26 protein-coding genes are annotated in these 23,074 nt (G+C 42.3%); 6 read left to right on the top strand and 20 right to left on the bottom strand.

The annotated features are described in order from the left end of the window. Window positions 1-58: 58 nt before the first annotated feature. The 10 genes from M1D94_RS08940 to M1D94_RS08895 form a co-directional block, all read right to left on the bottom strand. A complete protein-coding gene (locus M1D94_RS08940; RefSeq protein ID WP_424935113.1) occupies window positions 59-1,189 on the bottom strand; it encodes a M14 family metallopeptidase in 1,131 nt (376 codons plus the stop codon). An 82-nt stretch (window positions 1,190-1,271) separates the two neighbouring features. Next, entirely contained in the window at window positions 1,272-3,188 is a 1,917-nt protein-coding gene (locus M1D94_RS08935; protein ID WP_163136245.1) for an LTA synthase family protein, read from the bottom strand. A 115-nt stretch (window positions 3,189-3,303) separates the two neighbouring features. Continuing rightward, complete coding sequence (gene glcK / locus M1D94_RS08930) at window positions 3,304-4,269, bottom strand: glucose kinase GlcK (protein WP_046160589.1); 966 nt, start codon at window positions 4,267-4,269, stop codon at window positions 3,304-3,306. Between the two features lie 10 nt (window positions 4,270-4,279). Continuing rightward, window positions 4,280-4,495: a YqgQ family protein gene (locus M1D94_RS08925; RefSeq protein WP_004399107.1), complete on the bottom strand. Its 216-nt coding sequence runs from the start codon at window positions 4,493-4,495 to the stop codon at window positions 4,280-4,282. A 109-nt stretch (window positions 4,496-4,604) separates the two neighbouring features. Then, window positions 4,605-6,128: a rhomboid protease YqgP gene (gene yqgP / locus M1D94_RS08920; RefSeq protein ID WP_456270510.1), complete on the bottom strand. Its 1,524-nt coding sequence runs from the start codon at window positions 6,126-6,128 to the stop codon at window positions 4,605-4,607. Window positions 6,129-6,217: 89 nt separating this feature from the next. Next, on the bottom strand, window positions 6,218-6,391 hold the full coding sequence (locus M1D94_RS08915) for a hypothetical protein (protein WP_003230126.1): 174 nt from the start codon (window positions 6,389-6,391) through the stop codon (window positions 6,218-6,220). A 66-nt stretch (window positions 6,392-6,457) separates the two neighbouring features. Then, entirely contained in the window at window positions 6,458-7,021 is a 564-nt protein-coding gene (locus M1D94_RS08910; RefSeq protein ID WP_038429302.1) for a 5-formyltetrahydrofolate cyclo-ligase, read from the bottom strand. 83 nt (window positions 7,022-7,104) lie between these two features. Beyond that, window positions 7,105-7,254 (bottom strand): 50S ribosomal protein L33, encoded by a 150-nt coding sequence (gene rpmG / locus M1D94_RS08905; RefSeq protein ID WP_003153056.1) that lies wholly within the window; start codon window positions 7,252-7,254, stop codon window positions 7,105-7,107. Window positions 7,255-7,337: 83 nt separating this feature from the next. Beyond that, window positions 7,338-8,417, bottom strand: coding sequence for a glycosyltransferase family 4 protein (locus M1D94_RS08900; RefSeq protein ID WP_456270509.1), 1,080 nt, complete (start codon window positions 8,415-8,417; stop codon window positions 7,338-7,340). Further along, window positions 8,414-8,884, bottom strand: coding sequence for a hypothetical protein (locus tag M1D94_RS08895; protein ID WP_038829723.1), 471 nt, complete (start codon window positions 8,882-8,884; stop codon window positions 8,414-8,416). Before M1D94_RS08895 ends, M1D94_RS08900 begins: the two co-directional genes overlap by 4 nt. Window positions 8,885-9,063: 179 nt before the next feature. On the opposite strand from M1D94_RS08895, the gene M1D94_RS08890 reads away from it, so the two are divergent. Both M1D94_RS08890 and M1D94_RS08885 read left to right on the top strand, forming a co-directional pair. Further along, window positions 9,064-9,417: a hypothetical protein gene (locus M1D94_RS08890; RefSeq protein ID WP_003245993.1), complete on the top strand. Its 354-nt coding sequence runs from the start codon at window positions 9,064-9,066 to the stop codon at window positions 9,415-9,417. Further along, window positions 9,414-9,878, top strand: coding sequence for an endolytic transglycosylase MltG (locus M1D94_RS08885; protein WP_456270508.1), 465 nt, complete (start codon window positions 9,414-9,416; stop codon window positions 9,876-9,878). The genes M1D94_RS08890 and M1D94_RS08885 overlap by 4 nt, the downstream gene beginning before the upstream one ends. A gap of 27 nt (window positions 9,879-9,905) precedes the next feature. On the opposite strand, the gene pstB (M1D94_RS08880) is transcribed toward M1D94_RS08885, so the two are convergent. From pstB (M1D94_RS08880) to M1D94_RS08840, 9 genes are all read right to left on the bottom strand, one after another. Beyond that, complete coding sequence (gene pstB / locus M1D94_RS08880) at window positions 9,906-10,688, bottom strand: phosphate ABC transporter ATP-binding protein PstB (protein ID WP_014480273.1); 783 nt, start codon at window positions 10,686-10,688, stop codon at window positions 9,906-9,908. Window positions 10,689-10,698: 10 nt separating this feature from the next. Then, window positions 10,699-11,508, bottom strand: coding sequence for a phosphate ABC transporter ATP-binding protein PstB (pstB, locus tag M1D94_RS08875; RefSeq protein ID WP_015384102.1), 810 nt, complete (start codon window positions 11,506-11,508; stop codon window positions 10,699-10,701). 20 nt (window positions 11,509-11,528) lie between these two features. Further along, window positions 11,529-12,413 carry a phosphate ABC transporter permease PstA gene (pstA, locus tag M1D94_RS08870; protein WP_003230103.1) on the bottom strand — a complete coding sequence of 295 codons (885 nt, stop codon included), beginning with the start codon at window positions 12,411-12,413 and terminating at the stop codon, window positions 11,529-11,531. Further along, window positions 12,413-13,342: a phosphate ABC transporter permease subunit PstC gene (gene pstC / locus M1D94_RS08865; protein ID WP_014477352.1), complete on the bottom strand. Its 930-nt coding sequence runs from the start codon at window positions 13,340-13,342 to the stop codon at window positions 12,413-12,415. The genes pstA and pstC overlap by 1 nt, the downstream gene beginning before the upstream one ends. Window positions 13,343-13,410: 68 nt before the next feature. Beyond that, entirely contained in the window at window positions 13,411-14,313 is a 903-nt protein-coding gene (locus tag M1D94_RS08860) for a phosphate ABC transporter substrate-binding protein (RefSeq protein ID WP_014480275.1), read from the bottom strand. 148 nt (window positions 14,314-14,461) lie between these two features. Further along, window positions 14,462-16,612, bottom strand: a complete 2,151-nt coding sequence (pbpA, locus tag M1D94_RS08855) for a penicillin-binding protein 2A (protein WP_014477354.1) — start codon at window positions 16,610-16,612, stop codon at window positions 14,462-14,464. 113 nt (window positions 16,613-16,725) lie between these two features. Beyond that, complete coding sequence (locus tag M1D94_RS08850) at window positions 16,726-18,018, bottom strand: MFS transporter (protein WP_003230095.1); 1,293 nt, start codon at window positions 18,016-18,018, stop codon at window positions 16,726-16,728. 106 nt (window positions 18,019-18,124) lie between these two features. Next, window positions 18,125-18,733 (bottom strand): superoxide dismutase SodA, encoded by a 609-nt coding sequence (gene sodA / locus M1D94_RS08845; RefSeq protein WP_004398583.1) that lies wholly within the window; start codon window positions 18,731-18,733, stop codon window positions 18,125-18,127. Window positions 18,734-18,911: 178 nt separating this feature from the next. Then, complete coding sequence (locus tag M1D94_RS08840) at window positions 18,912-19,394, bottom strand: DUF456 domain-containing protein (RefSeq protein WP_069837635.1); 483 nt, start codon at window positions 19,392-19,394, stop codon at window positions 18,912-18,914. Between the two features lie 109 nt (window positions 19,395-19,503). On the opposite strand from M1D94_RS08840, the gene M1D94_RS08835 reads away from it, so the two are divergent. From M1D94_RS08835 to ispG, 3 genes are all read left to right on the top strand, one after another. Further along, the gene (locus M1D94_RS08835; protein ID WP_015384107.1) at window positions 19,504-20,265 is read left to right on the top strand and encodes a DUF1189 domain-containing protein; all 762 of its coding nucleotides are present in this window, start codon (window positions 19,504-19,506) and stop codon (window positions 20,263-20,265) included. A 94-nt stretch (window positions 20,266-20,359) separates the two neighbouring features. Continuing rightward, window positions 20,360-20,659, top strand: coding sequence for a LysM peptidoglycan-binding domain-containing protein (locus M1D94_RS08830; RefSeq protein WP_021480041.1), 300 nt, complete (start codon window positions 20,360-20,362; stop codon window positions 20,657-20,659). A 122-nt stretch (window positions 20,660-20,781) separates the two neighbouring features. After that, entirely contained in the window at window positions 20,782-21,915 is a 1,134-nt protein-coding gene (gene ispG, locus M1D94_RS08825; RefSeq protein ID WP_010886567.1) for a flavodoxin-dependent (E)-4-hydroxy-3-methylbut-2-enyl-diphosphate synthase, read from the top strand. Window positions 21,916-21,940: 25 nt separating this feature from the next. On the opposite strand, the gene M1D94_RS08820 is transcribed toward ispG, so the two are convergent. Further along, on the bottom strand, window positions 21,941-22,330 hold the full coding sequence (locus M1D94_RS08820) for a DUF308 domain-containing protein (protein ID WP_010886568.1): 390 nt from the start codon (window positions 22,328-22,330) through the stop codon (window positions 21,941-21,943). Window positions 22,331-22,462: 132 nt separating this feature from the next. On the opposite strand from M1D94_RS08820, the gene M1D94_RS08815 reads away from it, so the two are divergent. Then, complete coding sequence (locus M1D94_RS08815) at window positions 22,463-23,044, top strand: hypothetical protein (protein ID WP_273797500.1); 582 nt, start codon at window positions 22,463-22,465, stop codon at window positions 23,042-23,044. Window positions 23,045-23,074: the final 30 nt, after the last annotated feature.

The raw sequence follows: 23,074 nt of genomic DNA, 5'->3' as shown, positions 1-23,074 counted from the left end.
CCTCCGATCATCTTTATTCTCTCATATTTGCTTCAGCAGAAAAAAGAAAAAGTTTCAGTTACTCATGAAAAAATAACGCCCTCCACAAGATGCCGTTTGTGGCGTTATATATGTGTGAAAACTGCTGAAACGGCAAAGGATTTTGGCCTTTTCCAAGTTCCACCGTATACCCTTCCTTAAAATAATGGTGAATAAACCAATCACGAAATCCAGCATAGCTGTCTATATCCCTTACTCCCTTATAAATGTTCCCGCTTAACTCCTCAAAATCCTTTATGACGGCAGCAGATTCCTCAGGCTCAAGGCCTTTATAGCCCCAATAAATTTCTTCTCCTTGAGTATGAAGAGCCAGCAGTCTGTCAGGCGGATTCTCCGTGATCAGCCGGTACATCGCAATAGATTCCGGCTCCGTAAGCGGAGAGATTCCCGGAAAATCGCGGTAGCTGGGTGCTGTCGGTTTTCGGTATTTTTCAATTTCCCATAATGATGGAAATTGTTTATTTAAATCAACCCCGTTTATATTCGCCTTCCATTCTTTAAAATTTGGACGATGTTCATTTAGCCTTTCGAGCTCATCTCTTCTGGCTCCCATGACTTCTGATCCGTTTAAAACAAGATCAACGCCATCCGGATTGACAAGAGGAACGAGGGATAAGGATGTGCTGTTAAACAGCTTTATGGGAGAAAAGCCAAAGAAAGGCGAATTGCAGCATAATGACATACAGTATTCCTTCAACCATTTTAGCAGGACAGACGTTGTAATCCACTCATTCGCATGAAATGACGCGTTCATATGGACCTTTTTTACGGCATGCTCCCCACCAGCCTTCAGCTCCCAGATAGGCCTGCCGAGTACAGAGCGGCCAATTTCCCGGCATGAGACAAACGGAAAAACATCAATAATCTTCTTTATTTCCTTTTCAACAGCTGAATCATCATAGATTTTCTCTTGCTCAATCCAGCTATCAGAAAGTTTCAGCTGCCGAGGCTGTAAAAAGCGCTTTATGTCCTGAATGGTTTGAAGCTCTTTGCCGCTATGCTCCTCTATCACATAACCAGGGCAGTACAATTGATGTTTTTGTGCGGAGCGATTTGCACTTTTAAGCAATTCCTCGTCTATCTTCAGTTCTTTCGCCACTCTGGCCAAATTGTTCTTGATCTCAGGTTTCACCGTAATAAACGCCATCATCATCCCCCTTTTTTGTTACTATATGACAGCGTATTTAAAAAAAGAAAGCCTCCCGCTCACTTTGACGCGGGAGACATTGTGATTACGATGCCTGATCAAGCATTTGTTTTTCTTTCCGTTTTGACGAATTGTCCAGCCTTTTCTGGTCATAAAATCGCAACAAATCCCCATAAATGATTTCATCAGAAAGTGATAGCTCCTGTTTTGCTTTATCAGCAAATGCTTCACATTGTTTTGTCTCTTCTAATGGTTTTCCCGTCTCTTTGTCATAACACGCACCGTCTGTATAAACAACCTGATCTGTGATAAAGCTCCCGTCCCGGAGCACCGTAAAGTCCAGTTTTTCGTCTGAAAGCAGATCGTTGCCGAATTGAATTTGATCTTTCGTATCAATCCCTAAAAGATTCATTAGCGTCGGCCTGATATCAATCTGCCCGCCTACTGTTTCAATGGTTTGCGGCTTTTTATCAGTAATACCCGGAATATGAATGACCAGCGGCACTTTTTGGAGCTGTACCTCTTCAAATGGGGTTATTTCTTTTCCTAAAAACTGCCCCATCGCTTCATTATGGTTTTCTGATATACCATAATGGTCACCATATAATACAATAACAGAGTTGTCGTATAATCCGTCTTCCTTCAGCTTTTCGATAAACCGTTTTAGCGCCTCATCCTGATAACGCACTGTCGGAAAATATTTATTTAGCGTCTGGCTGCTTGAATCATATTCATCAATCAATTGATCCTCTTCATCAAGATCAAACGGGAAGTGGTTCGTCAGTGTAATCAGCCTCGAGTAAAACGGCTGAGGCAGATTTTTCATCAGCTCTGAAGACTGCTCAAAAAATTCTTTATCCTTCAGTCCCCAGCCGACTGAATTTTCGTCAGTTACATCATATGAGTTAATATCAAAAAACGAATCATATCCAAATGAGTCGTACATTAAATCACGATTCCAAAAGCTCTTATTATTAGCGTGGAGCACCGCTGAATAGTATCCGCTGTTTTTCAAAATTTCAGGAGCGGCCATATATTGATTGCCCGCATTCGTAAAAAACACGGCACCTCGTCCAAGCGGATACAGTGAATTGTCCACGATAAATTCAGAATCCGAGGTTTTCCCCTGGCCTGTTTGGTGGTAAACATTATTAAAGTTGTAGCTCTGTTTTATAAAGTCATTCAGAAAAGGCGTGATTTCTTCTCCATTCAATTTTTCATTAATCACGAAGCTTTGCGTCGACTCTAAGGATACGAGAATGACGTTCCTTCCTTTTGCAGCGCCGAATAAGCGTTTGTTGGCATCCTTCGCATTAGCGGTTACATAGTTTTCAATCTCCGTCAGGCTGTTGCTGTCTGCCAACGCTCTCTGTGCGGATTGCTTTGACTGAAGAACGCCATCGTAAATATGAAAATTAAACAGGCTAATGTTTTTAACAAGCATTTCTCTGTCAAATGAGCGTGTCAATAGCTGAGGTCTTTCCGCCTCAGACAAGCCCAGGTTGAAGAAATAAACAGAAGCAACGAACAAAAAATAAGCCGCCCGTTCATTTTTCGTTGAGGGAATGTCCGATTGAAAAGCTTTTTGCCGGATGTGAAGCCATATTAAAACCACAATATCTACAGCTAATAGGAGGTCTGTCGGCTCAAGAAGTGTTCCGATGCTGCTTCCGAGATCACCCATATTGCTCGTTTGAAAAAGAACAGGGATTGTTAAGAAATCATTGTAAAAACGGTAAAAAACCATATTTGCCAGCAATACAAACGTGACAAGACAGCTTATCGCGATAATATAGCGATTTCTGTTTTTGCCTTTTAAAAACAGGCTGAGGCCAAAAATAAGCAACAAAAAACTCAATGGGTTGATAAACAGAATAAATTCCTGTGTTAGATTGTCGATTTTAATATGAAAACTGGTTTTGTAAACAGCATACGTTTTCAGCCACATCAATAAAATGGCAATCAGCATAAATGAAATCTTCGAAAAAAACGTTTTTCGCATTTCAACCTCCTATGCAGCACGCTCAAAAAATCAGTCTATTCCCAACATTCTCATTAACACATCAAATTAAATCTTAACCTGAGCACAACAAAAAATCAATTTGATTTACACAATTTTAACAATTTTGATGTTTCAGCCATTCATTTTTAGCGATCCAAGCGCCTCCGATAACGCCGGCATCATTTCCAAGTGCTGCGATTGAAATATCAGCAGCTTGGGCAGCCCGTGGAAACGCGCATTTGCGGAATGTTTTCTCAACTTTTGATCTCAGCAGTTCTCCGGCTCTCGATACGCCGCCGCCAAGAACGATTTTGGATGGATTAAGCGAGCTTGCCAAATTTCCGAGCACCAAACCAAGGTGCTTGGCTACATAATCAACCACCTCAAGGGCAATTTCATCATTTTCACCCGCCGCTTCAAACACATCCCGCGCTGACAATTGTTCGGTTGCTTGTAAACGTGTCGTCTTTTTAGCATTTGCTATTTTTTCTTTTGCAATTCTTACAATTCCGGTTGCTGACGCAATTGTTTCGATACAGCCCGTTTTGCCGCAGTTGCAGGGCGCTCCGCCTTCAGGGATGCTGCAAATATGGCCGATTTCTCCGCCGGCGCCATTTATGCCATGTACAATTTCACCATTTGCAATGATGCCGCCGCCAACTCCTGTGCCAAGCGTCACGAGAATGACGTCTTTTGCGCCATCACCCGCTCCCTTCCACATTTCCCCGAGCGCAGCAATATTTGCGTCATTTTCTATAACAGCTGGGATGCCGGTTTCTGTCTCCAGATGGTTTTTCAAAGCATAATTTTTCCACCCTAGATTTACTGTTTCATAAACAACTCCTGACGCCATATCTACAGGGCCTGGCGCACCCATTCCGATGTATTTGATGATGTGCTTCGGTTTTTGCAGCTCATCCAGCTTGCTGTCGATAGTTTTTGCAATTGTGACAGTAATCGTGTCGCCGGTTTTATCAGTCGGAACTTCCCACTTATGCTGAATTTCACCATATTGATTAATAAAAGCGAGTTTAATCGTCGTTCCTCCCAGGTCAATGCCCGCAAACCATATCTCGTCCATTTTTATCACCTTAGCCTTTATAGAAATCTCTTCCGTTTTTTGTTTGTTCCAATTCTTTTCGAAGGACAGCTGCCGCTCTGGCCCACTGCTCCTTTTCAATCATGTGGTTCATGTATAATTCCTTTAATTCATCCAGCATAAACTCAATTTCAAGCTCTCTGTCTCCAAAATAAACAATGTGGCCAAACGTTTTTAACAGCTGTTGCACATCATAAAATGTATTCATTTTCCTCACCATTTCTTGAACTTAACTATCATAAGCGTATTCATAAGGAAGCGGTCAGTCAAGAAGAAAACGCTGACAAAAAAGCCAGCCTCCTTTCCATATTCCACCTTTATGATTCTTTATTGTTTTCAATTTGTTGCTGCAGCTCCTTGTAGCGCTGCTCCTTCGGCTCCAATTTTAAAGCCAGCCTGATGGCCTTTTCTGCTTGTGCAAGCTCATTTTTTTCCGCATACAATAAGGCTAAATTGTAATAGGAAGCATGGTCTTTAGGTTCTTTTTTCACTGCTCGTTCCAAAAGGGAAACCGCCTGATCATATTCGCCGATTTGAATATCAGATACAGCAAGAATTTTCAAAAGATCGGCAGAGGCATCTTTTTGCGCTGCTTCTCCGTTCAGCAATTCTGTTACTTCTTCATACTTTCCTTCCTGATACAGCTCGTTTGCCTGCTGAATCAGCGCTGACTGCTGGTGTGAAGGCGAATGCAATCCGTAATATAAAAAACCGGCAGCCAAAGCAATCAGCAAAACCGCTGACAACAATCTTTTTCCAAAGGCTCTGGCTTTGGGCAACCCCAATGCCGCTGCAGCGAAAAAGCCGCCAATCAAGCCGCCGATATGTCCTGAATTATCAATATTCGAAACTGCAAAACCAAAGCCCAGATTGATGATAATAATGACAATAATATTGGTTCCTATGGTTCTTAAAAACATTTTTCGATTAGACAAAGCAACATACAGTAATGCACCTAAGCATCCGAATATGGCTCCTGATGCCCCTGCCGAAGGATACGGGCTGAACACAAAACTCGCAATCGAACCCATAATGCCAGCAGCCAGATAAATCAGCAAAAATCTCCCCGATCCATACATCCGCTCAACCGCTGTACCAACCGACCATAAAGCCAGCGTATTAAAAGCTAAATGCGCTATGCCGATGTGAAGCACGATCGGTGTCAGAAGCCGCCACCATTCTCCTTGTGCAATCAGGCTGTTTTCTTTTGCTCCAAAAGCCACCAGCGTCTCCGTATTAGTGCTGCCTCCGTTTATTTCGAGCAAGAAAAACATCAGGATCTGAAGCGCAATAAATAAATATGCAAAAAACGGTTTTCCGTTTTGAAAAACCGCCGCTTCAGTTTTTCTCTGTTCTTCTTGTTTCAGCACTAGCGAAAGGAAACGTTCTCGCGCCATTTGCGCGTCTTCAAACGAAGCGTGTTCCTCTGTACAATCTTCTGTACGAAATGATGGAAAAACCGCTTGAAGATCATCTCGAAGCATCGTTCCTCTAACGATCGCCGGCTCAACTGACACAGTTCCCTTCTCAAACATTTTTTTTGCAATCTCTTCCCAGTCATCAACAGGGGCTTCCGTTGAAAAAAACACATTCAGCAGCTTCATCCTTCGTCTGCCCAATTGATGTCTGACTCGTTCTACTCGTTCGGCCTGCTCTTCGATGTCTCTAACCATTTCTTGACGGAAATCAAGATCGTGCTTATAAAGACGAACTAGATCATGAGAGGACTTGTCCGGCGCTTCCAGCCATATTTCATCTGACTCACCGGCTTGTATGACGCCATACCCGCTATTCACCAGGTGCGCCGCAATTTTCCAATATGTATACTCCAGCAAAAACATGTTTACCGCTCCAATAGTTTTTTTTCATTATAACAGCTGGCGCTCCCAAACGCCTACTGAAAGCAAAAAATCCCGTTTTTCACGGGATTTTAGAAAGCTTGCTGTATAAACTTATTGCGGATAAATGGAATTCTTAAAAACAAATGGATAAAAGACCGCCTGATTCCTGGCTGGCTGAGTACAGTATTCATAAGACGGTAGCGATTTTGATAAAACATGACGGCAGAAACCGCGAAAATGGCATAAATCAAAAGTTTTTTCATGATATCCCTCCTGCCAATAGGGTTTGTTATTCTGCCTTATTTATTCTCGAATAAGGGACAGGAAAGTTATGAAAAACAAGAAATAATCCGATCCTCTGTTATCAGCTTATGTACCGGGATGTCATGTGGCAGACTGGGTACGTGCGCATACAACTGGCACTCCAAAAGCAATGAGACTGTCTTCCCTTCATATTCACTTAAATAGCGATCATAATAGCCGCCTCCAAAGCCGACCCTAAACCCGTTAACATCAAAACAAACACCTGGAACGATCATCAAGTCAATTTGTGATGGGTTTACTTCTTTTGTTTTTTCAATTACCGGCTCGAGCAGTCCGGCGTACACGGTTTCGAGCTGATCATCAGTCTGATATGTGCGAAATTGCATTTTCTTCGTGTCCGGATGGCATTTTGGGATGCAAACTTGTTTCCCTTCTTCCCAAGCCTGCTCAATGACAGGACGCGTCGGTATCTCTAATCCTCTGGAAATAGTGACGGCAATGGTGCCGGCATTTTGCCACTCCGGCAGAGAAAACAAGTACTTATACATACGTTCCGTTTTTTGAAGAATATCTTCATTTGATAAAGCAGACAGTGCCTCCAGCGTCTTTTTTCTTAATTGTGATTTCATCTCTCATCCCCCTCGGAATAGAAAAAAGCCAGAACCTTTTTCAAAGCTCTGGCTTTTTTCTTACACCTCAAACAGCAAGGCTGTTATTTTGTTTCACGGTGTAACGTAGATTTTTTATCACGTGGGCAATATTTTTTAAATTCAACGCGGTCTGGATTGTTGCGTTTGTTCTTTTTAGAAATATAGTTACGCTCACCACATTCAGTGCAAGCCAAAGTAATATTAACGCGCATTATTTTCCCTCCAAACTAAAATCATTTACTTATTCAGACTTATATATAATACCACTATAATGGACGGAATGCTAGGCTGTTTTTCAATGAATTGCTGAATTATTGAAGATACGCTCATAAAGCTGCAAATATGATGACGTAATGAGTCGGGGGTGGTGGAGCTTGAACACTTGTTGTCTGCCAGCTTCTTTTATCCGGCGGGCTTTTCCCCGGTCTTTTAAAAAACTGTCCAGCAGATCAGCCGCTTCCTGTACGAGCGTAAAATTAGCGATGATTGCCGTTTTGTCATGAACGGCATAATCACAAAAACCTCCCGATTGAGAAACGACAGTCAGCACACCTTGTTCCATGCTTTCTTGCGCGGCAAGCCCAAACGGTTCATAAGAACTAGGGAAAACAGCCATTTCACAGTGAGACAGTAACGTTCTGATGTCTTTCCTATTGAGAAACGGCAGAAACATGACACGATCCTTCAGGTTATATGCCGCAGCCAATTTCTCATAGGAGGACAGAGACGGCCCCTCCCCAGCCAGCACTAGATAGAGGTCAGGCTGACGCTGCTTCAAGATGGCAAATACCTTTAACAGCTGCGAAAATCCTTTTTCCGGAACGAACCTTCCATATGAAAAGAGGAATCTTCTATTCAAGCTTCTTGGGATTTTCCCCTTCTCTTTCTCCATAGATGCAGGACTCGGGATAACGGTTATTTTCTTATGTGCCGCCTTATCAAGAGACCGCTTCATAAATGTGCTTAATACGATCAATGCATCAGCGGATTCTATAAGGAGCCGTTCGGTCATGAGCCTGTATGGGTGTGGGGCTTCTCGGCACACCTTCTTCCTTTCGCTTTCCAAGCCGTGGATTGTCGCAGCAAGCGGAAGACCAAGCCGTCGTTTCAAATACTGGGCGGCAGGGGCAGTTGTGTCATCATGGGCATGAATCAGATCAAAGCGTTTATTGTGTGATAACACATGGCGAACCATTGTAAAGTTAGCATCAGCTATGCAATCTTCAAACTTCGCATACGAAAACAACTGCCCGCTCGGAGTACAAACCGTAATGTTGATATGAGGATTTAAATAGGAAATGAGGCGGTTTAAATGGACACCGAGCCCGCTTTTCGGCTCATCGGGATGTTCGGGTGAAAGCATGAGAATGTTCACCGTTCTTTTTCCCCTCTCCCATAACAGGTGTATGCAGAAAATTGCGCCTCCCAACTGGTGTGCGCTTCTTCAATCTGAAAACTGTTTATATGACGAATCCCATTTTCATCAAGATAGATGTCGTCTGTACCGGCAAGCTTGAGAGAGACATTCATTGAATTCACAATTCTGTATTCAGCCCGATATACAGCATCACCAGCCGCCTGTCTAATCGTCCATTCGCCTTTATCATACGTTGTGCGTTTTGTCCTGACAGCTTCAATGTCTTTTCTTTTGATGACAATGCGCAATTCTTTTATCATATCCTGCGTTTTTTCGAAAAGGACCGCTTCAGCCAGCCGCATTGTTTCTTCTGAGATTTCCCAGCTTACGGTCAAGGTGTGGGCGTTTTGAATGATTATGTCGAATGTGTCCCTAAAAAAGGAAAGCTTATGTCGTATATTATAGGGAAATGGGTGTTTATCCATGGACTCCTAACATTCTCCTTTCCAATCGTTCACTTCGTGTTCCTATTAAACCATTACATAAAGAAGAAGCAAAGAAAGATTTCTCGACAAAATCTCGTTTTTTTCGCGAATTCCTTTAGAAACTATTGGTTTTATGGTATAAAAAAGAAGGATAAAAAAAGAATAGAAGGTGATGAAACGTGGAAATTGCTATTATTGCGTTGTTTATCGTCAGTATAGCGCTAATTGCATTCTCATATTCTCAAAGAGACCCGATGAAAGATGTAGAACAGGAGCTCGAAACACTGCAGCTTTCTGCGATGCAGGAAATTTACAAGCTCAAAAAGAAAATGACAGTGCTTGAGGAAGAATTACTGGAAACAAACCTTGTCATTCGCAAATCAAAGCAGAACGACATCAATCAAAAAATCGCTAAACAAATACTTTCTAAATATAATAACGGTATGTCAGCTGAAGCGATTGCTAAAGCTGAGCATGTATCAGTGGAAGACGTGAATACGATTATCAAAGATAATGAGAAGGTGCTCGTATGACAAAACGGGGCATTCAGGCATTTGCTGGCGGCATCATTTTAGCGACAGCCGTTCTTGCAGCTGTTTTTTATCTGACTGACGAAGACCAGGCCGCTGCTGTAAAAGATAATAAAACAGTAACTGAACAAGACGTGAACAATTACCTTGATTCTAAAAAAATGGTTTCTGTGAACCGTGATGAATATCAAAAACTTCTTGATTCAAAAGAGAAATCGTTGACCGATGACAGCAGCTCAGACACGACAACAGACAAAGTCAAAACGTACAAGCTCAAAATTAAAGATGGCATGAGCACTGCGGATGTATCTGCTATTCTTGAAAAAGAGGGCATTATCTCTTCGGCTCAAGACTTTAATGACTATGTCATTGATGCCGGCTATCACAAAGAAATTCGTGCCGGCGAGTTTAAAGTAAAATCAGACATGAGTTTCAAAAAGATCGTAAAAACGTTAACACGATAAAAAACAGGCTGACTCAGCCTGTTTTTTTCATCCAAACTTTCCTGAAATGTAATCGAGCGTTCTTTGGTCCTTCGGGTTAGAGAACATTTTATTCGTATTGTCGCATTCAACAAGCTCGCCCATGTAGAAAAAGGCGGTTTGATCAGAAACCCTTGCTGCCTGCTGCATGTTATGAGTGACAATGACAATTGTGTATTTATTTTTCAGCTCTAGAATGAGTTCTTCAATTTTTCTCGTTGAGATTGGATCTAGTGCTGATGTCGGTTCATCCATCAGCAAAATATCAGGATTGGTCGCAAGTGCTCTGGCGATGCAAAGACGCTGCTGCTGGCCCCCTGACAGCGATAGCGCGGACGTATGCAATCGATCCTTCACCTCATCCCATAACGCCACGTCTTTTAATGACTTTTCCACAATTTCCTGAAGCTTCTTCTTATTTTTGGTGCCGTGGACTCTCGGTCCGTAAGCCACATTATCAAAAATAGATTGCGGAAACGGGTTCCCTTTTTGGAATACCATGCCGATATTTTTCCGTAAATCCACGATGTCCACTTTATCCTTTAAAATGTTGCTGCCATTATAGTTCAGCTCACCTGCAAGCTTTACATTTGGCGTCATTTGAATCATTAAATTCAATGTCTTGATAAAGGTCGATTTCCCGCATCCGGATGGACCGATAATCGCCGTAACCTCATTTTCATAAATGCTCAAATTGATATTTTTTAAAGCATGATGCTGTCCATACCATAAGTTCATTCCATTGACTTGATAGACTTCCTGTTTCATTACAGCTTCGGTAGCAATACTCATTGCCGCCCTCCTATCCGAATTTCCCGTTAATATAATCCTCTGTCTTTTGCTTTTTCGGACTCGTGAAAATCTGTTCGGTCTGTCCGTATTCTACAAGCTCGCCGTTTAAAAAGAATGCCGTCCGGTCAGAAACCCGCAGAGCCTGCTGCATATTGTGCGTGACAATAATAATTGAGTATTCTCTTTTCAATCCTGTAATTAATTCCTCTATTTTCGCATTTGAAATCGGATCAAGCGCTGAAGCTGGTTCATCAAGCAGAAGAACAGCCGGCTTCATCGCAAGCGTTCTCGCGATGCATAAACGCTGCTGCTGGCCGCCGGATAACGAGAGTGCGGATGAATGTAAACGATCCTTCACCTCATCCCAGAGGGCCGCTTTTGTTAAACTTTCTTCCACAATTTCATCTAAAACAGCTTTATTCCGCTCTCCGGCATATTTCAATGCATGTGTGATATTCGCATAGATCGATTTCGGAAATGGATTTGGTTTTTGAAAAACCATTCCGATTTCTCTTCTCAAGCTGACAACGTTAATATTGCCGCCCAATATATTTAATCCTTCATAAAGGATTTCACCTTCCGCTCTTGCAGATGGAATTAAATCGTTCATTCGGTTAATATTTCTCAAAAAAGTAGATTTTCCGCATCCCGACGGCCCAATTAAAGCAGTCACCGCATTTTTTTCAATATCCATGTTTACATGATGAACGGCTTGTTTATTTCCGTAAAAAATAGACAGATCTTTGACCTCAAGCACGTGGTTCTGCTTCGGAACAATAACAGCTCGCTCAGGTTTTTCTTTTACCATTTGTTCAGACATGTTTTTCGCCTCTTTCCGTTCTAATTTGCCGTAAGCTTTTTGTAGATCATCGTGCCAAGCCATCTCGCCGCGAGATTAAACACAAGAACAGAAATCACCAGCACGGCAGAACCACCGTTGGCAATCGCTTCAGCATCCGGAATCATTCCTTGTGTATTGACGTTCCAAATGTGGACCGCAAGTGTTTCAGCGGGCCTGAAAATATTAAGCGGTGATGTTTCCGAAAACGGGTTCCACTCCGTAAAATTAAGACGCGGTGTTGTCAGGCCTGCCGTAAATAATAATGCGGCCGCTTCCCCGAACACCCTTCCTGACGCTAAAATTGCTCCTGTGATAATAGAAGGAATCGCACTTGGAATTAAAACCGTTTTTACGGTATGCCAGCGTGATACACCTAAAGCGAGAGAGGCTTCCTTCAGATCTTTAGGGACTGAACGGATCGCGTCTTCTGTCACACGCACCATGACAGGAAGGTTAAAAACAGTTAACGCAAGCGCCCCGCCTATGATCGTATATCCCCAGCCTGTTAAGTTGACAAACATCAATAATCCAAACATCCCAATGACAATAGACGGAAGAGATGAAAGCACCTCTATACATGTTCTGATGAAGTCAGTTACTTTGTTATTAGGCGCGTATTCAGCCATGAAGACTCCGCCGCCCACACCGAGCGGGATTGTAATCAGCATTGTAATAAACAAAATATAAAAGGAGTTAAACAGCTGATCTCGTATGCCTCCTCCAGCTGCAATGGCGCTCGATTTTGTTGTAATAAATTGAAAACTGAGCTGAGAAACACCGTTTATAATAATATAGGAAAACAAACCTACTAAAATGGCAGCGATAATGGCTGCACACAAACCAAACATTCCGGTCGCCAGTTTATCTGTTATTTTGCGGTTCATTACACTTTCCTCCTAGATGACAAGTAGCGAATAAGCAGGATGAACAGGAATGACATCACCAGAAGCACAAGCCCCATTGACCACAGCGTATTGTTTTCAACACTTCCGTATGTGGTGTGGCCCATATTCAGCGTGATGATCGTTGTCAGCGTTCCCGCAGTGTCAAACAGGCTTTCCGGCAATACTCTTGTATTTCCAATGACCATCTGAACAGCCAAAGCTTCACCGAACGCCCGAGCCATGCCTAACACAACAGCTGTCATCAATGTTGGAAAAGCTGCAGGCACAAGTACTTTTCTGATCGTCTGCCATCTTGTCGCACCAAGCGCGTAAGAACCCTCTCGTAAACTCTTCGGAAGAGAAGCCATTGCATCAGCAGAAATCGATGTGATCGTCGGGAGAATCATGACGGAAAGGACAATCGTTCCCGCCAATAAACTGTGCCCTGTTCCGCTCGATTTGAACTGGGCGATAAACGGCACCAATACTGTAAGACCTATGAATCCATAAACAACAGATGGAATACCGACTAAAAGCTCAATCACCGGCTGCAGCACTTTCTTTCCCCAATTCGGGGCAATCTCTGTCATAAAAATCGCACCTGCAATGCCAAGCGGCGCAGCGATTAGAGCAGAAAGAATCGTTACTGCAAATGAGCCAAAAATAAATGGCAGCACTCCGTATTTCGGATCACTATCTGTAGGATTCCAATTTAAGCTCGTTAAGAATTCAATTGGGCTTACACCATTTACAAGAAAAGATTGCAGCCCCTTCACGCCGAGGAAAATGGTGATTGCAACAGATGCCGCAATCATAATCAGCGCACATGCTGTCACAATCATTCTTCCCCGAACTTCATCCAATTGCCGATTTTGCCTTGAGCTGATTAAACGCTCGCTCACAGACATATTTTCTCTATTGTTTATCATTGTTTTACACTCCTATGAATGTGTTAAGAGGAGAAACGGTTGTCCCCGCACTCCTCTTTTTATTAAGATCAGCTTTGCTTCCCGTTGGCATCGCGTGTCACTTTCATATCAGTAACCGGAATGTAGCCTTGGTCAGTAACAATGCTTTTTTGAATGTCTTCACTCTTTAGATAATCAAGAAATTCTTTAGCTAAACCTGTCGCTTCACCTTTTGTATAAGAATGCTGATAAGCCCAGATCGGATACTCGCCAGTTGCTACATTTTTCGCTTCAGGTTTAACACCGTCAATAGATAGAGCAGTTACTTTGTCATCTGTTAAATATGAGAATGCAAGATATCCAATCGCTCCCGGAGTATCAGCAATGATTTTTTTCACCGTGTTGGAGGAATCTTCAGTAATGCCTTCTGCAGGTTCTTCTCCGTCAAGCGCATATTTCACAAATGTAGCACGTGTGCCAGAAGAATCAGGACGGTTTACAAGTGTAATCTTTTGGTCTTTGCCGCCGAGCTCTTTCCAGTTTTTAATTTTGCCAGTGAAGATTTTTTTCAATTCATCTTTTGAAATATCCTTCACACCAGCATCAGGGTTTACAGCTGCTGCCATACCAACTACAGCGACTTGATGATCGACAAGCGCTTTTGCATCGATGCCTTCTTTTTCTTCAGCAAAAACGTCTGAATTCCCGATCTGAACAGCTCCTTCAGAGACTTGAGAAAGCCCTGTTCCAGAACCGCCAGCTTGTACCTGTATATCAGCATCAGGGTTTTCTTCCATAAATTTTTCCGCGGCTGCAAGTACTAGTGGCTGCATTGCCGATGAACCAGAAATGGTTAAAGAACCTGATGCCTTTTCTTCTCCTTTTGCAGAATCGCTATTCGATTTTTTACTTTCTCCTGCATTTCCGCATGCAGCTGCAATCATCATAAATGCAGCCATCAGAAGCATAAGCACCAATTTGTTTTTTTTCATTTCCTGAATTCCCCCTGCGTATAATGTGTAATTTGTCCTACACGTATAGAGTAAAGGTTCTATGTAAAAAGGGTTTGAACCGAATGTTAAGGTTTTGTAAATCAGTGCGTTTATAAAAAAAACGCCCACATCATGTGAGCGTTTCTTTTTAGTTATCAGAAGACGTTGTGTTTTCTGCATTTTCTTCAATTTTGTCTTTATTCTTTTGCTGAGTATCTTCTTTGTCCTGCTTCGATTTCAGCTCAAAATATTTATCCATTACTTCCCTGCCGATTTCGTTTGTAATGGTATATTTAGCGCTGTAATCAATATAAGCCCAAGGGACTACTACAGAGATCGCAATCTCAGGATTATCAGCCGGTGCATAGGCAACAAGTGTCGTATTATAAGTCGATGTTCCTGTTTTTGATTTATCAGGTCCATCATAGAACGATTGTGCTGTTCCTGTTTTACCGGCAGGCTGATATGACGCTGAAGCAAATTGGCTGGCAGCTGTCCCTTTTGTCATCACCCGTCTGAATCCGGCCTGAACCTCTTTAATATATTCACTCTTCATGTCAATTTTATTCAGCACTTCCGGCTGAACGGATTGTACGACAGCACCGATTCCTTTTTCAGGATTAGGATCCCTGACTTCTTTCACAAGCTGAGGTTTTAAGCGATACCCGCCGTTTGCAATCGTTGATACGTATTGCGCCAGTTCCAGCGGTGTATATGTGTCGTATTGGCCGATTGCATAGTCAAGCAAGAATCCCGTCAATCTGTCTGTTCCTTTATAGCCTGTCATTTCATTCGGAAGATCAATTCCAGTTTTGACACCTAATCCAAATTGGCTGAAATAATTACGGAACGTATCAAAGGCCGTCGTATCAATCGGTAAAGCTTGGTGCGGTTTATATTCACCTTTTCCGAGCGCGATCGCTGTTTTAAACATAAATACGTTAGAAGACTGCTCTAAGGCTCTTTGAATATTGACCGGTCCTAAGTTAGTCCATGACTTTTTACCGCGTTTATCCTGACCAATATATAAAGGTTCATCTTGAAAAACAGTATTCAGATTGATGGCTCCGGTTTGAAGGCCTGTCAAGACTGTTGCGCCTTTGACTGCTGAACCCATGGCGTAAGATGACGTCATTGTACCTAAAGCGTAATCATCAATTTTATATTTCCCATTTTCTTGTTTAATCTGCTTGCCCGCCATTGAAAGCACTTCACCGTTTCTTGGGTCCATCATGACAACGAATGCCCGGTCTAACAATTGCGTGCTTGGTCTTGCTTTAGCAGATTTGAGGTTCTTCTCAATGATTTTTTCCACTTCTTTTTGCAAATCAATGTCAATCGTAAGGACGAGATCTTTACCGGCTTTGCCTTCAGATACCGTTTTTGTTCCCGTGACATTGCCGTTTGAATCTGTGATATTTTCGACTTTGGCTTTTTGGCCCTGCAGAAGGCTTTCGTATTGGTATTCCAGATAACTTTTTCCGACCCTGTCATTTCGGCTGTAGCCAAGCGACAGATAATGGTCGAGCAAGTTGGACGGCAATCCTTCATTAGAGCTGGACACACTTCCGAGCACTGAGCGAAGAAGGTTTTTATACGGATATTCACGTTCCCAATCGGACGTGACATCAACACCTGGCAGTTCGTCTAAATGTTCACTTACCACTGCCATTTCCTTCGCTGATACATCTTCGTTTTTGATATATTGAGGGGTCAATGCATAGCCCGAATCCATCTGTCTTTTGATAGCGAGGATCTGCATATCTTTATCCGTCAATTCATTCAGCTGCTTATCAGTAATCCGTTTTAGCTGAAGCTGGTATAAATCGTCATCGGATATTTTTTTGTCTTCAACCTGCTGTCTTTCTTTAGAGCTAATGAGCTTTTTCGCTTCTTTCGGTCTAGTCAAAATCCAATAATCTTTTTTATCCCGTTCTGTTACTTTTTTTGTATCGACTTTGATCATGTCAGACAGCTTTTTTGCGATCTTTAAGCGCTGTTCTTGCGTGGTCGATTTAGATCTCGTGTATGTGATTGCATTTAAAGCCTTATTTGTCACAATGGCATTAAAGTTTCGATCATAAATTTTCCCGCGCGGTACCGCTGAGCTGACTTCACTTTGTTCCTGCTTATTCGCTTGGTTTTTGTAATCATCGCCTTGCACGATCTGCTTGATGCCCAGTTCCACAATAATCCAGGTAAATATAACAAAGGCAGCTAAAAATAAAATATTCAGCCGGATCGGAAGCGACTTCTTTTTCTCTTTATGATTTTGCTTTTTTGGTTTATTTCTCCTCATAACATCACCTTTTCTATTTACAGAAAGAAAAGACACTCAAGTAAGAGTGCCAGTTTTCATTTTAAAGGTTTTTTCGACTTTTTTCTACAGATAACCCCTTTTTGGCAAAAAAATTATCTCTCGCCTTTTAACAGGGTCGGTTCTGTTACCCGTTTTTGGCCGTCTTCTTCCATGGTTTCATTTTCCCCTTCTTTCTCCTTAAAACGGATATCCTTGACAAAGTAATAAATCAAAGGATGTCCTATACCCAATATCGCAAGTGACAAAGGAATTCCCACATCCTCTTTCAGAAGGGCCACAATCAGGAGAAAGCACAAAATGGAAACAATTCTGCCGGCATTCAAGAACATTTCTCTAAGCACGATATATTCAATTCTTGCTTTTCTTGCATGCCTCGCGCGCCCTATCACATCATATGTAAGTGATACATATGGCACAAGCAACAGAGGATAGCCGATGGCAATAAAAACGCCGTACGTTAATAATGTCGAAAAGCTCATATGAAACAGAATCAAAAACAGCGCCCCATACAAAATAAGTCCGCCCAGCAAAATCGATTTTTTTCTCGCCTTTTTCTTAATCAGCCTGGATGCAAAGTAGTAGGCAAAGAAGGAAACAGCTGAATTGACAAGACCGAATGTACCGAGAGCAAGTTCGCTGTTTGTCTCAATAAATACAAACACACTGATTAAAAAGACAAAAATCCCTTCTCTCAAACCCTGAAAAAAATGCGCATTCGTGATTCTCCGCCAATTCATATTGCTATGGCGCTCTCCAAATACTTTGCTCAGCATAAAACGGCCCTTTGATTCTCTCCGTTTTAAGAAAAAGCTCATCACGACAGCCAGGGCAAATAAACTGAGGGAGAGACTGAAAATCACTGTATAACCCGTATTATTTTCAAGCCTTGAGATCACGAATCCGGCTACAATCGGGCCGATCATTCCTGCAGAGGAAGACAGAATGCCCATAAACCCGTTGAAAAAGTCTCGTGTATCCGGCTCTGTTATTTCAAAGGTCAGTACGTTAAACGCTAGCCAATAAAAGCCATAGCCAACTCCGAGCACCGCGCCGATTAGCACGAGGCGGCTGGCCGCCGTTTCTCCGGCTAAAAGCACACTTAAATAAAAGGCAGCTAAAAAAATGACGCCGAACCTTAAAATGAATACCCTGTCTATTTTTTTGGCTAACCGTCCAGCCAAATAAAAGGTTATCGGCTGCATTGTCACAATGGATAAATTATATATCGCCAAATCAATAAATTTCCCTGACTGCTTCCAAAGATACACATTAACAAATGTATTGGACAGTGCAATTCCCAGCGAGTAAAGCCCGCCAATGGTCAGCAGAAAGAGTAACCCTTTGTTTACGTCTACATCGCCTATCACTTTTTTTAGTTTGCTCATTACTGACTCCCCTTTACTATCCCTTAGTCTGTCTCACTCAAACCGAGATATGTAAAAAGAAGACATAAAAAAACAAGGTCCCATAATGAGGACCTTGTTTGTGCCATTATTTTGCTTCGCTGTATAGACGAGCCACTTCGTCCCAGTTTACAACATTCCAGAAAGCTGAAATGTAATCAGGACGGCGGTTTTGATAGTTAAGGTAGTAAGCATGCTCCCAAACGTCAAGACCTAAGATAGGCGTTTTGCCTTCTGAAAGCGGAGAATCTTGGTTTGGCGTGCTTGTGATTTCAAGTTTACCGTTGTTCACAACAAGCCATGCCCAGCCAGAACCGAAGCGTCCAGCTGCTGCTGCTGCGAATTGCTCTTTGAATTTGTCAAAGCTTCCAAATACACTGTTGATCTCTTCAGCAAGCGCGCCAGTCGGTTCGCCTCCGCCGTTTGGAGATAAAAGTGTCCAGAATAATTTGTGGTTCGCGTGTCCGCCGCCGTTGTTGCGGACTGCAGTGCGGATGTTTTCAGGAACAGAATCAAGATCAGCAACAAGCTCTTCAACTGATTTGTTGGCAAGAGCAGTGTTTCCTTCAACCGCTTTGTTTAAATTTGTCACGTATGTGTTGTGGTGTTTCGTATGGTGAATAGTCATAGTTTCCTTGTCGATATGCGGTTCTAAAGCATCGTACGCATAAGGTAATTCTGGAAGTTCGTAAGCCATGATAATTCCTCCTTAGTATATATGTACTGAAATGCCGCTTCACAGCGAGCCTTTCTTCATTCAATGTAACAAAAGAATGCTTTGTAATCAATGAAAAAGCTCACGATTTGGCTCATTTCAGCGGACATATTTCACTTTAACCGATAATCTGCCCCATTAAACCTGCCGCCAGCATTTCTTATAGGACCGTCCATAAAAAGTATCCGATCATCAAAAGCTGTATGATGCCCTTTGCAATAACCCCTGTTAAAAAACCAATGAGTGAGCCGAGACCAATTTTAAACGCTGACTTTAAGTCCTTCTGATGGACGATAAGTTCTGCGCAAACAGCCCCGATAAACGGCCCCAATATGATCCCTGCAACCGGAATGACAAAAGGCCCGACTAATAAACCGATCGTGCTTCCCCATATGGCAGCTTTGCTTCCTCCGAACCTTTTTACTCCAAGCAGATTCGACACATAATCTGCTGCGAATAATACTGCGGCAAAAACTGCCTCAACAAGCCAGAACATATAAGAATACGGACTGAATGAAAATAAAAATCCGTACAATACAAATCCGGCAACAATAAATACTACGCTCGGAATAACAGGATACACCAGCCCGACAAAGGCAATGATAAAAACCGCTGCAATTAACAGCCAATACAACATATCCATAGCTTCCATCCTCCCATTTTACTCTGTCTTCTTCATGTCTTCCTTGTATTCACACGCATGCAACGATACAATAAGCAACATATATTAGTTTAGCTAGGAAGTGAAGATAGTGAATGTGTTTCAGCTTTTCATTAAAAGTACATACTCTCCCCGTGATATTGCAAAAACAAGATTTCAAGGAATCGGAAAAGCGATTCTTTATGTATTTTTGCTCTCTGTCCTGTTTGCAATCCCTACCGCTTATTATGTAAGTACAGGGACCGTAAAATCAATGAACGGCTTTAAAACTGTTTTAAACAAAGATTTCCCTGATTTCACAATTTCAAACGGCAAACTTCAAACGGATGAGAAAAAAGCCACGGAATCTCAAGCAAATGGTTTCGTTATCGTGTTCGATCCAACAGACTCCTATGGCACTGAACAAATTGAAGCAAAGCAAAACGCAATCGGCATCCTTCAGAACAAATTTGTTTTGGCCATTGACGGACAGGCCCAAGAAATGTCTTACTCAATGATGCCGTCAGAGTTACAGAAAAAAGATGTCATTGCAGGGTTAAACCAAAATAAAGCGATGATTGTAACTGTTCTCTCAGCTCTTATTTTTCTCGTAACAGCAGCGGGAAAATTTATTGAAGTATCGTTTTTAGCGCTTATCGGGTTAATCATTAAGAATTCGCAGAAAAAACATTTATCCTATCATCAGCTCTGGAAGCTTTCTGCTTATTCCATCACCCTTTCAACTGTATTCTTTACAATCATGCGGGCATTAGAAGCAACCGTACCAAGTGAATTTTTGCTGAACTGGTTTGTCAATTTTGTCATCCTGTTTCTCGTTTTAAAAGAGATTCCGTCCAAAAAAGCTGCTGTATAAACCGAGGCTGCATTCGCAGTCTCTTTTCTTTTGTCATGAATCGAAATGGACAAGCATACTATGATATAAAATTTCGTATGCGGGAGGAAAAGCGATGAAGCGTCTCACCTTAGTATGCAGCATTGTTTTTATACTTTTTATTCTTTTTTATGATCTTAAAATTGGAACAATACCCATTCAGGACCTCCCTGTCTATGAAGCATCAGCAAAAACGGCTGCACAAGAACCGGCTTATAAAACGGTGAAGGTAAAGCCGGGTGATACGGTTATGTCGATAGTCGGATCAGCAGGTTCTCCGGATGACATTGTAAAGGATTTTGAAGCACTGAATCCAAATGTGAAAGCCAATGACATTCAAGCGGGAACAGCGTATAAATTCCCGGTCTACCCTTAATTTAACGTTAATTTCTTGTCAGTTCGGCGAAGACACTGTTACAATGTAATTTGTAAAATAAATTCACATAAACCATACTAGAATTGTTATATCTAGAAGCGGCAACTACAATTAAGGAGCGATTGCAAGTGAGTGAAATCACACATCGTACAAAAACGCGTCCCGTCAAAGTGGGACCTTTAACAATAGGCGGCAACAATGAAGTTGTCATCCAAAGCATGACAACAACAAAAACACATGATGTAGAAGCAACGGTTGCGGAAATTAACCGTTTGGCTGAAGCCGGATGCCAAATCGTTCGGGTAGCATGTCCGGATGAACGGGCAGCAAACGCCATTGCGGATATTAAAAAGCGCATTTCCATTCCTCTCGTTGTTGACATACATTTCGATTATAAACTTGCGTTGAAAGCCATTGAAGGCGGCGCAGATAAAATCCGAATCAACCCCGGCAACATCGGCCGGCGCGAAAAAGTTGAAGCGGTTGTTAAAGCGGCCAAAGACAAAGGCATTCCGATCAGAATCGGAGTAAACGCCGGTTCATTGGAAAAACGTATTTTAGAAAAATACGGTTATCCGACTGCCGATGGAATGGTAGAAAGCGCACTTCATCACATTAAAATTCTTGAGGATCTTGATTTTCACGATATTATTGTCAGCATGAAGGCCTCTGACGTGAACCTTGCAATCGAGGCTTATGAAAAAGCGGCGAAAGCGTTTGACTACCCGCTTCACCTCGGGATCACCGAGTCAGGAACGCTGTTTGCCGGCACAGTAAAGAGCGCAGCAGGACTCGGCGCCATTTTAAGCAAAGGCATCGGGAACACCATGCGCATTTCACTAAGCGCAGACCCTGTAGAAGAGGTAAAAGTAGCAAGGGAGCTTCTGAAATCTTTCGGCTTAGCCTCCAATGCTGCCACGCTCATCTCATGTCCGACTTGCGGCCGTATTGAGATTGATCTAATCAGCATTGCCAATGAAGTGGAAGAGTATATTTCTAAGATAAAAGCGCCGATTAAAGTTGCTGTTCTCGGCTGCGCTGTAAACGGACCTGGTGAAGCGAGAGAAGCTGATATCGGAATCGCCGGCGCACGCGGTGAAGGACTGCTGTTCCGGAAAGGGAAAATTGTCCGTAAGGTTCCAGAGGAAACGATGGTAGAAGAACTCAAAAAAGAAATTGACATTCTTGCTGAGGAACACTACGCAAAACTTGAAGCTGAAAAAGCAAAATTAAAAGAAGAAACACAAAAAGCTTGACGGGAACCCGTCAAGCTTTTTTGTGTTAGAAAAATGGAATAATAAATATTCCAAGCACTAATGAAACGACACCGATACCCATTGCCCAGGCACCAAGGCCTTGAGCACCTCTTCTTCTTGCGATATAGCCGACAATAATACCGGCAGCTCCCAATAAAACAGGCAGTACAAACAGTGAAATGATGGACAAGGCTAAAGCGATGTACCCTATTCCCCGTCCTTCATTGACATTGCCGCCGCTGCGATCATTGTCTTGGTCATTGCTGCGGTCAGCAGCACGATAAGGCTCTGCGATTTCAGCAGCTGTTTCCTCAAAAAAACCGTCATTGTCGCGGGTAATATTTGTCCCTTCAGATCCATGATCAACATAGTAACTGTTGTTATCACGCTTTTCGTAATCGTTTGCCACCTTCAATTCCCCCTTCTGTTTTATTAAAGGAGCTTTTATAGTTTGATCCATTTTGCCTGATTCATGTTTGCTAAACTTTTCTGTTAATGTCAATTGTTTATGTTACACTTGAAGGGATGAAACTGAAGGAGTGTGGGCATGTTACGCTTAGGAATAGATATTGACGGCACAATCACGGCTCAGGATACATTCGTCCCTTATTTGAACCGTTCGTTTAATCTTTCCATTTCATTAAACGATATGACGGATTATGATTTAACAAAGCTGTTAAACATTACCGAGGAAGAATTTTGGGATTGGATGAATCAAAATGAAGCGATCATATATAAGGAAGCATTGCTTGCACAGCATGCGAAACAGTCACTTGATCTTCTCAAAGAGGAGCACAAGCTTATTTATATTACAGCGAGACGGACTCATTTAACTGATATTACCTATGAATGGTTTGAGAGACAAAACATTCATTATGACCACATCGAACTCGTTGGCGGTCATCACAAAGTTGAAGCGGTCAAGAATCATAACATCGACCTGTTTTTTGAGGATCATCACGGGAACGCCATGATGATTGCGAAAGAAGCCGGGATACCGGTGATTTTGTTCAATTCCCCTTATAATCAGCTTCCGATTGATTCAAACATCATCAGAGTAAACAACTGGCTAGAAGCCGTTCAATGGATGAACAACAACAAGCATCACTTAATACGCGTCAATAACTGAAAAAGGAGCCCAAACCGGGCCCCTTTTTCA

It is taken from the genome of Bacillus sp. JZ109 (assembly GCF_053903135.1).
This window is presented reverse-complemented; position numbering and strand designations above follow the sequence as displayed.